Annotated in this window: 8 protein-coding genes; 2 read left to right on the top strand and 6 right to left on the bottom strand. The window is 55.9% G+C overall.

Features of this window, described 5'->3' with window-relative positions:
- Positions 1-159 precede the first annotated feature (159 nt).
- Together JK199_RS12590 and JK199_RS12585 are read left to right on the top strand one after the other, a co-directional pair.
- Positions 160-1,188, top strand: a complete 1,029-nt coding sequence (locus JK199_RS12590; RefSeq protein WP_212376530.1) for a Dyp-type peroxidase — start codon at positions 160-162, stop codon at positions 1,186-1,188.
- Positions 1,189-1,199: 11 nt separating this feature from the next.
- Positions 1,200-1,994 carry a family 1 encapsulin nanocompartment shell protein gene (locus JK199_RS12585; protein ID WP_086656503.1) on the top strand — a complete coding sequence of 265 codons (795 nt, stop codon included), beginning with the start codon at positions 1,200-1,202 and terminating at the stop codon, positions 1,992-1,994.
- Between the two features lie 68 nt (positions 1,995-2,062).
- Here JK199_RS12585 and JK199_RS12580 read toward each other — a convergent pair whose 3' ends face one another.
- The 6 genes from JK199_RS12580 to JK199_RS12555 all read right to left on the bottom strand — a co-directional run bounded on the left by JK199_RS12580 (position 2,063) and on the right by JK199_RS12555 (position 13,551).
- On the bottom strand, positions 2,063-4,081 hold the full coding sequence (locus tag JK199_RS12580; protein WP_212376527.1) for a phosphocholine-specific phospholipase C: 2,019 nt from the start codon (positions 4,079-4,081) through the stop codon (positions 2,063-2,065).
- Positions 4,082-4,117: 36 nt separating this feature from the next.
- Positions 4,118-6,472 (bottom strand): TonB-dependent receptor, encoded by a 2,355-nt coding sequence (locus tag JK199_RS12575; RefSeq protein ID WP_244985135.1) that lies wholly within the window; start codon positions 6,470-6,472, stop codon positions 4,118-4,120.
- 300 nt (positions 6,473-6,772) lie between these two features.
- Positions 6,773-7,687: a serine hydrolase gene (locus JK199_RS12570; protein WP_244985134.1), complete on the bottom strand. Its 915-nt coding sequence runs from the start codon at positions 7,685-7,687 to the stop codon at positions 6,773-6,775.
- 73 nt (positions 7,688-7,760) lie between these two features.
- Complete coding sequence (locus JK199_RS12565; protein ID WP_212376519.1) at positions 7,761-9,836, bottom strand: S9 family peptidase; 2,076 nt, start codon at positions 9,834-9,836, stop codon at positions 7,761-7,763.
- Entirely contained in the window at positions 9,833-11,107 is a 1,275-nt protein-coding gene (locus tag JK199_RS12560; RefSeq protein WP_212376517.1) for a serine hydrolase domain-containing protein, read from the bottom strand. The genes JK199_RS12565 and JK199_RS12560 overlap by 4 nt, the downstream gene beginning before the upstream one ends.
- Positions 11,104-13,551, bottom strand: a complete 2,448-nt coding sequence (locus JK199_RS12555) for a penicillin acylase family protein (protein WP_212376515.1) — start codon at positions 13,549-13,551, stop codon at positions 11,104-11,106. Before JK199_RS12555 ends, JK199_RS12560 begins: the two co-directional genes overlap by 4 nt.

Raw genomic sequence — 13,551 nt, 5'->3', positions numbered from 1 at the left:
GATTTATGGCGTGATTGCTCTGGGTTATCAGAGGCCCTTTCAAGCTCCTGATTTTGTGTTTTCTGTGCGGCCCTCCCTTGCCAGATAAAGCGATCTGCCTATGGTCAGTCTGCCTGATCTTTTTCAGGCAGACGCCACTTGCAGGGGAGTTTCAGTCCGTTGGTCACACCGCAGCCCGTTGATACAAAACTGACTCAGGCCGCCGTTTTCCTCGTGATGACACTTAGCGAGGATGAGTCCGTTAACCCGCAGGTGGTGGACCTGCTTGCAGACCTCTCCTCCCTCGTACGGGGGGTAGGATTCCGCATCCCCGATGGCCTTCTGAGCTGCATTACCGGCATTGGCTCCCACGCGTGGGACCGCCTGTTCGGCCAGCCCCACCCTAAAGACCTCCACCCGTTTCAGGAAATTAACGGGGTGCATCATGCGCCCTCCACCCCCGGAGATTTCCTGTTCCATATCCGCGCAAGCCGGATGGATCTGTGCTTTGAGCTGGCCGCAGCCATTGTCTCCCGTCTGGAAGGCGCTGCGGTGGTGATTGATGAAGTACACGGGTTCAAATATTTTGATTCACGGGACCTGCTCGGCTTTGTGGACGGCACGGAAAACCCGGAAGGTCAGGCCGCAAAAATCGCGACCCTGATTGGCGATGAAGACCCGGAGTTTGCAGGCGGCAGCTATGTGATTGTGCAGAAATACCTGCATAACCTGAAAAAATGGGAAGCCATCCCCACGGAAGTTCAGGAACATATCATTGGCCGTAAAAAGGTTTCTGATATTGAACTTCAGGACTCCGCCAAACCCAGCTACGCCCATAATGTGCTGACCAATATTGAAGAAAACGGCCAGCAGCTCCAGATCGTGCGGGATAACATGCCGTTTGGAGAGGTGGGCAAAGGGGAATTTGGCACCTATTTTATTGGCTATTCCTGCTCCCCGGCACGCACGGAGCAAATGTTGCAAAACATGTTTGTGGGGAAACCTGCTGGCAATTACGACAGAATTCTCGATGTCAGCACGGCGGTGACCGGTGTGCTGTTTTTTATCCCGACAGCGGACTTCCTCGATAACGCAGCCGACTGGGCTGCCGCCCCAGCTGATGACACCACGCCCGCCCCTCCGGCAGACGCACCTGCGCCTGCCGCCCCCCCGCGTGATGGCTCCCTTGGTATTGGCTCACTGAAGTAAGGATACGTAAGATGAACAACCTGCACAGACATCTGGCCCCGATCTCCAGCGCCGCATGGGCTGAAATTGAGGAAGAAGCCGCCCGCACCATCCGCCGCCATCTGGCTGGCCGCCGTGTGGTGGATACCTCTGAACCCAAAGGCACCGCGTTCTCCGGCACGGGCACAGGCCGCGCCACAGCCCTCAGCACCCCGGAAGACGGGATTCAGGCAGTCCGGCGGGAAGTTCTGCCGCCGGTGGAAGTCCGTGTTCCCTTCACCCTCTCCCGCACCGAGATTGATGCCGTTGAACGTGGCGCTCTGGACGCAGACTGGCAGCCCGTGAAAGACGCCGCAAAAAAAATCGCATTCTTTGAAGATCGCGTCATTTTTGATGGCTATGACGCCGCCGGTATTCCCGGCATCCGACGCAGCAGCTCCAACACACACCTCCAGTTGCCAACCTCCGCCAAAAACTACCCCGGCGTGCTGGCGGAAGCCCTGAAGAACCTGCGGCTGGCGGGCGTAAACGGCCCGTATTCTCTGGTGCTGGGTGCGCAGGCCTATCAGGCTGTGACAGGCGGTGGTGATGACGGATACCCGATCATCAAACATATTGAGAGCATGATTGACGGAAAAATCATCTGGGCCCCGGCAATTGAGGGCGCGTTCCTTGTCTCCCTCCGCGGAGGCGATCTGGCACTGGAAATCGGTCAGGATTTCTCAATCGGGTATCTGAGCCACACGGCCACCACGGTTGAACTCTATTTGCAGGAAAGCTTCCTGTTCCGTGTTCTGACGGATGAAGCCACGGTGGTCATCGACTAACCACCCGGCTCAGACAGTCACTGGCTCTGCTCACCGCAGCAGAGCCAGTGACCGTTCAAGACACTCCGTTATGCCTGCATGCCCATATGCGGGTCTGTGCGGCTGGGCTTTCCATTTTCCATATGGCCAGCCAGATGCAAAAGCAGCGTGCCGTCCTGCGCATCATACACGGCCAGATCATACCAGTTATCAGACGCTACCAGCGGCCAGGACGTGCTGACGGAGGAACCGGACGGCAGAGTGAGGGTCTGAGCAGCAGAGCTATAACGCTCAGCAACACGCACACTGCGGGGCGCCTGCTCTGAATTCTGCACAGTCAGAACAACTGCCCCGTTATCAGGATCTTCCCGCAGACTGCATTCCGGCACGACCTTCCCGTAAAAACCACGGAAAAAACCGTTTGGACCGTGTACTGTCAGAGAAGACTGTCCGCTATTATCCACCGGCACCGCAACACTCTGCCCGGCAGACAGGGTGTAGTGGCGCGCCGTCCTGCCATCCCGCACGCGGAACACAGCCCCCTGCACGCCAGTATTGAGAAGCTGCACAGCTCCCGCATGCCAGTCGGCGTGCAAGGCGTAAGGGAGCGCGCGGGCGGGGCGTTGCCCGCTTTCCTGCTGCGGCATAGTCTGATGGGCAGGCACAACAGGCTTAGGCAACGCACAGGATTTGCGGGTTTCTGCCAGATAGCTGTCCGTGCGGGGCAGCGTGGCCTCCCAGCGGCGGTCCCTCTGTGCAAAATCAAAAATGGAGGTCAGATCTCCGCACACGCTGCGCCGCCATGGCGTGATGGTGGGGCATGCCACCCCAAAGCGCGCTTCCAGAAACCGCAGCACAGATGTGTGGTCAAAAACCTGCGAATTTACCCAGCCCCCTTTAGTCCATGGGGAGATAACCAACGCTGGCACACGCGGCCCAAGGCCCACCGGTTCTCCGTTATAGTGCTCTCCGTCGGTCGGGACCGTGCAGGCGCCCTGTTGTGCATCCAGTGCCGGGACCGGGGGCGGCACATGGTCAAAAAACCCGTCATTTTCATCGTAATTGAGAATAAAAACAGTTTTGGACCAGACGTCCGGGTGCCGGACAAAAACATCCATCAACTGGGAAATCAGATATTCCCCATAGCCCGGCGGGGCATTGGGGTGCTCGCTCAGGGCTGTGGGCGGCACAATCCATGAGACCTGCGGCAGTTTGCCCTGCGCAACATCGCGCTCAAACGCTGCAATCAGATAACGCCCCTCCGTGGTCTGCATATCGGCAGGGCCAGAGCCCTCCACAATGCTGCGCGCCCCACGATACGCCCATGTATTTTTATCGACATTCCGGAATGCCGCAAAAGAGGCCAGAGGGTTATCACCAAAGTTATCGTATTCCTGATACACTTTCCAGGAAACACCCGCTTCCTGAAGTTTTTCAGGGTACGTGGTCCAGTCAAACGGCTTGAAGTCCGGCTTGTCATGCGTGATATCGGCAGACCAGTTGCCATCATCAACATTCTCAACAGCCTGCTTGCCCGCATTCCCCACAGCCAGCCCGTTTGTGCCGGTAAAAAAGTACAGCCGATTCGGGTTGGTGGGGCCAAAAATCGAGGCATGATAGGCATCACAAATCGTGAATGCATCAGCCAGAGCATAATAATACGGGATTTCGTTACGGGTGAAATGCCCCATGGTCATGGGTGTTTTGTGCGGCACCCATGTATCCCAGTTATTCCACTCCGCCTGCGTATTTTTCCAGCTATGATCGAGACTGGCCAGACAGGCACTCGATGTGTGCGCGGTATTAAACAGAAAAGGCAGGACATACCCGCCTTTTCCGTCAGGCTGCGCAAATACGCTCTTGCCGTCCGGGCGGTGCTCGGCACGCGGGTCCCCGTAGCCACGCACGCCTTTCAGGCACCCGAAGTAATGATCGAAAGAGCGGTTCTCCTGCATCAGGATCACCACATGCTCTACATCCTGTATCGTGCCGGTTACTGTGTTGGGCGCTATGGCAAGCGCCCGCTTCAGGTTTTCCGGCAACGCCGCTCCGGCCGTTACAGCGGCGCTAAACTTCAGAAACTGGCGACGATTAGGACCACGGAGCATGAAAATATCCGTTACATGAGATAAACAAAAAAGCTTTTAGAAATGCTTGCGCACTGTAAAGAAGACCATGCGCGGAGCACCAGCCTGAAGGGTCTGCAGGCTGCCCGTCGGGTCAGTCGGGCGGAAGCCTGCGCTGCCAACAGTCGCGACATAGCGTTTGTTGAACAGATTCGTCACGTTGATCTGCATATCCAGACCACGCAGCGCCCAGTTCTGGCTATGGAAGCGATAGCCGACATTCAGGTTAAAGATGTCGTTCGGCTTGATCCACTGGTCATTGGTATAGGTATAAGTCCGGCGGCCCTGATACTGCATGCCGAAATTACCCCAGATCGAGCCATCATCATAGCTGATCTGCACGTTTGCCAGATTACGCGGCATTGCCACAACGCTTTTGCCGCGGGTGTTGTAGGTAATGCCACCTGTCGTCAGATCATCATTATAGGTGGACTGGTTATAGGCATACGAGACGTAGAGAGACCAGTTATCCGTAAAGTGGTAGTTAAACGCCGCATCAATCCCGCGCGCGGTCACACCGCCACCATTGACAAGAATACTGGGAATACCCTGCACGTTATTGGTCGCATTGGGGGTAATGGACAGAAGGCGATTTTCAAATTCAATGTAATACCCGGTCAAAGAGGCCTGAATACGCCGGTTATGGAAGCGATACCCGATTTCTTCACTATAGGACATTTCCGGACGCAGAGAGTTTTTAGAGGCCGCATAGGCTGCACTCGTCATGGCGAACGGGCTGGTGGCACCTGTAGTTGAGTTATCAAAAGCCGCCATGTTTCTTGCAAAATCAGCAAAAATTTCATTGTGGCGGTTCAGGCGATAGTTCGCCCCGATCTGCGGCAGGAAGCCGTTGGCCGAAGTTATGGAGCCGCCGGCATAGGTGTTGGTCGGCACAGGCACACCCATCTCATTCCCTTCAAGCTGACGACCACGGTTGTCAACAACGAGAGATTTGAACCCGTAATTCAGCTTAAGAGCCGGAGTAATCTGCCAGGTATCCTGCAAATGGAACTGGTAGGTTTTGGTGTTGAACGCACTCTGCCACTGGGTTGCAAAGGAATTCCCACGGAACCAGTGGACGGAACTGCCGGTATAGCGATCCTCGCTCAGCGGATAAAAGCGACGGGCCTGTTCAAAATCATTATTTTCAAACCAGAAGCCGCCCTCAATCGTGTGGTGCCCGATTTCATATGACAGGCTGCCAATAAAGCCTTCACGATGAATATCATATTCCGTGGTACGGACGGACAGCGGAGAACCGCCCAATGCCTCAGGTGTCGGCGTATAGGGGGTGGCATAAATCCCTTCGCCCGTATTGGTATGGCCGTAAACGGTGGCGGACCCTTTCAGGCGGTCTGTCAGGTGAAAGTCCAGTTTACCATACCCCAGCACGTCCTCACGCAGGCCTGCTGAGTTATAGTAAGACTGATCCTGATCCTTGATCCCGGCCGGAAAAGGCGTGCCATTCTGGTAGGCTCTGGCAATCTCTTTGGCGAGACCATAGTTATTGGTAATATTATCCAGCTTATAGCCGATTGTTCTGATCTGCTCTTTGGAAATGTCCTGATAATCGTTTTCTGCCCGCTGGCTGTAATCCCCAAACAGCGTCAGTTTTACCTTCTCACCCAGCGGCTGCACGAACTTGACGTTTGCCTGCTGCTGCTGCTGGATGCCAACACCCTTCCACTTATTGGCGTCCTGATAATCATAGGACATATACATGCGGCCACCGCCGGGCAGCGTGCCGGTGTTCACCCGTGCAAACGTCCGCCAGGTTCCGTAAGACCCACCCGTTGCCGCAACGTCCGCACCAAATTTCTCGGTGGGGTCTATGGATGTAAACTCAAGCGCGCCGCCAAGGTCATTCGAGGCCGCAACCCCGACAGACCCTGCCCCCTGCGCCAGAGTAGCCGTACCATTATTTTCCGTCTGCAAAGCGCGGCCAATCGACAGGCCATTATCATTCCCGTAGGCCAGATTGCCCAGCGGAATACCATCCATGGTAAAGCCAAGGCGGCTCTGATCAAACCCGCGAATAATAATCTGCTGAGACCATTCATAAGACCCCAGCGCGTCGGACGATGTAAACATCACCCCCGGCAGTTTGGACAAAGTTTTAAGGGGGCTGGTGCCGGGCGCCACCTGTTGCAGCGCCAGATGGGACAGTTTTTGCGTCTCACGCGCCGCACCCGCACCCAGCACAATAATCGATTCAGACTTGTCTGATTGTGTCGAGGTGACTTTTATTTTCCGGGGAGCCGCAGCCAGTTTATTTTTAGCTGCCGGCGTGGCGCTGGCCTGCGCAGCTTTTTTGCTGTGCGTGCTGGCTGGCGCTGTTTCAGCATGGGCATGATGAAAGAGCAAAGAACTCATGCATGTTGTCAGAAGAAAGAGTTTACTCTGTTTCATGCAGCGTAATTCCTCATACTGAGGCTCCCGGTCGGGGGTTAAATAACGCTGCGTAACCTATCGCCTTGCAGAGGCGTGTGTGTTGTAGTTTGATGATTGTTCTGTGACAGTATTGTTAAAGAACACAGGAAAAGTTACGGAAAAACAATGTTAAAATCTTTTTTATAGAATGTGTTTTTTGTAAATAACTCTTTTTCAGGAAATCACTATTTCCAGCCACACTCAGCCTGTGCAAAAAATCCGAAAAACCTTTAAAACCGCCTGTCAGCCCTTCTTCAGAAAATACAAATACGCCTGATGAGAAAGGGTGTTCAGCACTTTGATCCCGGCCTGTTCATCCGGCAGGCCAGATGTCAGCACCACCAGAATATACTGCCGCCCGTCAGGCAGCGTGACGATGGCCGCGTCATTCCGCACACCGTTTACCCACCCTGTCTTATGCGCGACCGGTGTGCCGACTGGCAAGCCGGGAGGAATAATGTCATTAAATTTCTGCCCCAGCATAATTTTGATCATGCTCTGGCTTTGCGTTTTGCCAACAATCTGCCCGTTATTCAGCTTTTGCAGAAAACTCCCCAGACCACGGGCGGAAACGCGGTTACGAATACCCTGCGCATCCGCGTCAAAATCCTCAATCATACGGCCGAAGATAATACCGTTCAGACCCTGTGCATTCACAACAGAACGGATAGGCAGAACACCCAGTTTTTCAATCATCAGGTTGGTTGCAAGATTACTGCTATACTGGATCATCACCCGCAGAAGCTCTGATACAGGAACAGCTTTTCCCGCCTGCGCGTAAAGAGGGTCATAAGAATCCTCTTTCTGCTCCAGTGCAAAGTGTCCCTTTCCAACCAGAGAAGAAAAGCGATTATGCACCGTAAGAGTATCATCCGGATGCAGTGTGCCTTTTGCAAACGCAGCATAAGCCGCAGCCAGCACAAAAAGTTTGATTGTGCTAGCGGCGTTAATCAGATCATCACAGTTCAGGCACACACCCGGTGCCTGCCCGCTCCGGGCAGCATAAACCGCATAATGTCCGGGCTGATTAGCAACCGTCTCCGCCATCCTCTGCGCGAGCGGCGTGGCCCCAGCAGCGAAGCCGACACCTGCCTGAGAAGACACCAGAACAAGTCCGGCCATAAAAACTTTTTTCATACCATAGAAAGTTTTTAGCATCTTCATCTGTCCCTCTCCGATGAACAAGCCACAGGCCGGAAGAACTCCCGTGCTTCCACAGGCCTTCTGCTGTTTAAGGCTTATGGGCTGCCAATTTGTGCGCAAAAAACGTATTCATCCATGTATAAGAAGAGAGCCAGTCCTGCATCCGCAAAAACGCATGCCGTTCATCAGGCAGCGCATGTTCCTCATAGGGTACGCCACGTTCTGAAAGCAATCTGGCGAGCAGCGTGGATTGCTCAAACTCTACGTTATAATCATCATCCCCATGCACAAGCAGAACCGGGGCGTGCCAGCGGGCAATATCCGCCACAGGGGAAGACTGCCATTCCAGCTCATGCGCTTTTCGGTTTTCTTCCGGCGAAAGGCCGGGTTTATCAGCCTCCGTCATATCATGCACGCCGTGGAAATCTGCCCCTGCGGCAAAAATATCGCTGTTGCGGGCCAACGCCAGTGCCGTCAGATAGCCGCCCCAACTCCCACCCCAGATGCCAATCCGCGCGGGGTCCACATCCGGTCTGGCTTTAAGATATCTTGCCGCAGCCAGAACATCCCGATATTCACGCGCACCCAGTCTGCCAATATCGGGTGCGTTGCGGAAGGCCTCGCCATAGCCCGTCCCGCTCCGGTAATTTACGGCCAGCACACTATAACCCTGCGCCGCCAGAGTCTGGTTCATGGCATAGGCGTTGGAATAATAGCCCATGCCGTTAAAGGCAGGGAGCATCTGCCTGTGCGGGCCACCATGCACAAAAACCAGTGCGGGATGCGGCGTTTGAGAGGCTTCGTCCGGCGCAAAAAGCTGTCCATGCACCTCCTCCCCATCCTCACTCCGAAAAATAACAACTTTCGGGGTGACAAAATGCGTGCCCGCAGGGTGTTGCGGGGAAACAAGCGGTTTTCCTTGGCCTTCGGGCGTTACCACAACCGGATGTGTTGTTTGCACAGCGTTTGCGGCCAGCAGACCAACGCGGTTGCCCGCAACCGCAAGCTCTGTCTCCGTATCCTCATTCTGCGTCAGACGCTGGGGTGAAGAGCCATCCAGAGCCAGCCGCCATGCGTGCCATGCATCCAGATTTCCGACATTGCTTGTGTAAAAAAGCGTCTTTCCATCCAGAGAAAGCCGGTAGGATGATACCTCCGCTTTATCCGGTGTCAGGCATGCTGGCGCAACCGCGCCAGAAACCGGCACAGAGCAAATCCGCATCCAGCCACTCCCTTCCCATGGGAAGAGAATATGGGCGGAATCAGACCATAAAAGACCACTGCCTTCAGGCGCAAAAAACCGTGAGCCCGGACCAGAAGGCGGTGTCCAGACGACATGATCGGTATTGCTCTCCAGATTATAAACATGCAGAGACCAGAAAGAGCCTTTCTGCCCCTTGCTCTCACTCAGCGGTTTATGCTCACGCACAAACGCTACAGAGCGGCCATCGGGGGAAAAGGCAGGCAGACTATCCTGCGCCAGCGCGGGGGCGAGGAACATCATGCTGGCGGTCCGGATACGCCATAGTCCGATAAAGGCATGGCTGCCCCGGTCCAGCGTGACTATAAGCGCCGATCCATCCGGCGCCCATTGCAGCGATGTCAGGTTACCCCGTACCGCCGTAACCTCTTTCGCAACCTTGCCGACCGGACCAATAAACAACGACCCTTTGCGGATAAACGCCAGCATCTGTCCATCGGGGGAAAAAGTCGGGTTCCAGCCTTCGCCAACACGGATCGGCCTGCCGTCCTCCCGCACCACATACACAGTCTGGTGCGTTGGGAAGGCCTGAAGATCAGGGGTAGGGGAAGGATCATCCGGATATTCCGGGTCTCCTCCCTCCACGTAAGCCAGCGTCTTACCATCGGGAGAAAGAGCCAGTCCCCACAAATCTGTTCCGTCGTCCTGCGTATAATGCGTCAGGGCTTTTGGCGCACCCGCGGCGTCAGCCACCAGAATGTTGCGCACCCCATCCCGCTTTTCCACCCATGCAAACCGGGGTGCCGCACTAGCCCCGACCAGATCCGTCGCAAACGGCATAGCCAGAAGGGCGCGGATCTGCTGGGCAACTCCCGCTGCATCCAGCGGAGCGGCATCGACACCGCCTGCATTCCATACGCTCCCGGCAAGCAGCGCCAGCGCCAGAACAGAACGGCGGCTCATGGCTTCTTTCCTGCCAGAGTTGTGAAAATTTCCTCTTCTACACGGGAGAAGGAGGAATATTTTCCACGTTTTTCCTGATCATAATCCGGGAAGCCATCTGCCGCGAACAGATAGGCATCTCCATTTTGCGGATTATACCAGAAGCCGGAATGCAGGCCGTACGCATCCCCCAGATGCCCCCGCAGCCCGCCTTTATACCCCGGATAAGGGCTGGCAGGCTTTCCGTTGGTATCCTCTGCGCCTGTCAGCAAAAACAGGCTCAATCCATATGCGCTCAGCGGGTAAGGGCAGACGCCGTTCTGGCCGTTAAAGGTCCATGTGGGGGTTTCCATGGCCTCAATGCTCTGAGACGTCAGGAGCCTTACTCCTTCCAGTGTGCCACGCTGGATCATGAAGCGTGCCAGACGCGTCAGACCCTGCATGGAAATGCGCAAACCACCCTGCGGGGAAAAGAGTGTTCCGTTACTGCCGATTTTATAAGCAGCCAGGGCGTCTTTGCTCCACCCTTTAAAGGGCTGGCTGTCTACTGTGGCCTCATAGCCTGAGGGTACGCGCCCGTAGAGTGTGGCCAGACGCTCCGGGTGGTCGAGCGCCATGATGTTGTATCCACCATCAATTTTCAGCGGCTCCAGAACATGGTGTTTCTGATACTGGTCAAACCGTTCCCCGCTGACACGCTCAATAGTCGTGCCGACAAGCCCGTAACAGAGGTTGCAATAGGTAAAATATGTTCCCGGCGCGTGCCCATCATGGACAGAAAAATGATAGTTCTGATTACCGGGTTTATGGGTCGCATCAAAAAAATCCTGCACGGATTTTCCGGGCGGCAAAACATACACATCCCCATCGCGGAGAGTCGATGTATGGTTCAGAAGCATCCGCACGGTAATGGGTGTCTGCGGGAAATCCGGATTCCGCAAAGTAAAGCCAAGATAGTCTGAAACATCGTGGTCCAGATTGACTTTCCCCTGTTCCACCAGTTCCATCAGACCAATGGTCGTCACCACTTTGGAAATTGATGCAATACGGAACAGTGTATCCTGTCTGACGGGAACCGTATTTGCGCCATCCCGCCGCGCAAACCCGCCATAATATTGATAAACAGGCTGACCATGATGCAGCCTGACAGCCGCCAGCGCCGCCAGAGGCTGGCTTTCACCCTGCGTCAGCACAGCATCCATCTGCTGATCCATGGACCGTTTCGGCGTCTGCGCCAGTGCGGTCGTTGTAAAAAACGCCAGAGCCAGAGCGGAACAGAGTTTAGAGTTCATGGCGTTTTTCCTTTTGGGTAGAGTGTGGAACGGTATCTGGCTCCGGCCTGAACGGCCTGTTCTGAAAAGAGCAGAGGCTGCATCTCCCCTTTCAGCCAGACACGCAGAGCATCCTCATAATGTCTGCTGCCTGGCACAGCCGACTGTCCGGGGAAATTCAGGAACAGAGACTGGTCCCATGCCCCGACGTCACACACCATCAGATAACTCGCCCCCCCTGTTACGGCGTACGGGTTGCGGCCCTGTTCAAAGGCTTTATGAGACAGGTTGGGGTTATACCAGCGCGCCATAACGGTATATGCGTCCCCGCCGCTGCGGGCGTCTTCTCCACCTATCGGCAAAAATGCTTCTGCTATCGCTTTAACACTATGCAGCGGGTGACGAAGCTGCACCGTATGTAACCGGCCCCACTGCCACGCGGCAGCAACCGGCCCAAGCCGGTCACGCAGTTCATCCACTGCTTGCTGGAAAGCTGTGACAAGCAAAGTATTTCTCTGCGCTTCTGGGGCTTTTCCCAATCTTTCATCCGGCGTTTGCAGAAGTGCGAGCAGAACAGAGGCATTGAGCGGCTGTGGCAGCAGGGGGCGCAGATGTGCGGGCACCAGCGCCTGATAGAACAGCGTATTCAGCCGTGTCCACCAGACCTCATACAGCGCGGCCCCAGCGCTGGCAGCCTCAACATGCCCGTCCCACCGGCGCAAGAGGGTCGCTTCCGCCGCCAGATGCGCAGGAACATCCGGCAGAAACTGCACGACGGACAAAGCGAGATGCGAAAGTGTATCGTGCTGCAATGCCACACTCTGCGCGAGAGTGGCGCGCGGAGAGGCCTGAAGAACCTCCGCAACCCGCTGGTAACGGTAAGGGTCCTTCCATTCATAACTCACGCAGCGTTCCGCGTAGGGATAATCCGCGGGCAGATTAAGTTCGTTCGAGGTCCCGAACCAGCCACAAGCCGGATTAAAACTGTTCGGGAGGGCATCCAGCGGCTGGAGGCCTTTCCAGTCATAACGCCCGTCCCCCGGTGCGGGAAGGAGACCATCATACCCGTTACGCCGCTCCGGCAACCCGCCCGCTGCCTGCCAGCCAATGTTCCCGTCGGTATCCGCGTATGTAAAATTTGTCGGGCTGGTATGGAGTTTCAGAGCCTTGCGGAAACTGGGCCAGTCACTGGCCAGATTGATTCCAATATTTGCCAGCATGCCATTGGCACCCGGATACAGCCATGTGGCAGACACTGCCACAGCCCTGTTCCGCACCCCATCAGCCGACACAACAGGCCCCTGTTCCGCATAACGAAGCCTCACGCTCTGCGCAGGACCACCACGCACCGCAATGGTGGTCTCTTCCGTCTCCATCTCCGCCCAGCGCCCGTTATGGAAATAGCGATCCGGGTGATCGGGATGCGTGCGTAGGATAAAAAGATCTTCCTGATCAATATGAAAATTGGTGCGTCCAAAAGCAAAATGTGCGTTATGCCCCTGCATGACACCGGGCATACCCGGTGCGCCGCCACCAATCACATCCAGCCCCGGTGCCGTCAGATGAATAACATGGCGTGGCCCCGGTGAGCCGAAGCTGAGATGCGGGTCATTCGCCAGAACAGGCCGACCTGTTGCTGTGCGCGTGGGGGCTATGACCCATGCGTTACTCCCTTCATTAGCGCGACGGTGGTCGCCTTCCGTACGGGATGGAGGTATATGCAGGCCAGAGAGCGGGGGGCCATCCTGCAAACCCCCAAAAAGACCCAGATCCTGTTCCGTCACAGCCTGCACATCCAGCCCGTCCGGCACCGTAAGGGTGTGAGCAGGGCGCAGGGGCATAATCAGTACGTCATAAGCAAGCGCATCCTGCGCGGCCAGCCGGGCACGGCGAATTTCAGCCTGTGTGTTCCCGGTCGCTTCCGCGCGGATCCGCACAAGGTCCAGCACATCCCAGACAAGCGGCGTGTACGAAAAAATCCTGAATTCTTCAGGATATTGTTCTTCATTATTTTGCAGGTGCGCAAGATACGCGTTAATTCCCGCCACGTAGGCACGGGCAGAAGCCTGCACTGTAGAGGGAAGCGCAGCAAACTCCGCCTGCGCATCACCCCGGAACAGGAAAAGTCTGCTCGCGGTATCAGACGGCACAAAATCCGGGCCAAACACTTCCGCCAGCCGCCCCAGCGCGCGGCGATACTCAAAATCAAGCTGCCAGAGCCTGTCCCGCGCAACCAGATAACCATTTGCAAAAAACGCATCCGGCACGGAAGCCGCGCGAACATGCGGCACACCCCACTGGTCTTCCAGCACCTCAACCGGCGCCTCCAGCCCCTCTCCCTCCATAATCCGGGAGTTCCCGCCTTTACGGGCCAGAGCAGACGGAGTGACAAAGCCAGCCAGACCCGCGGCCACACCTCCCAGCAGAACACGACGACGGGAAAGAGCGGAGGCGGACTGTTTCAT

Origin of the sequence: Acetobacter persici, assembly GCF_018256955.1 — a bacterium.
Taxonomy (GTDB): domain Bacteria; phylum Pseudomonadota; class Alphaproteobacteria; order Acetobacterales; family Acetobacteraceae; genus Acetobacter; species Acetobacter persici.
Note: the sequence above shows the minus strand (reverse complement) of the source record. Positions and strands in the feature narration are given on the sequence as shown.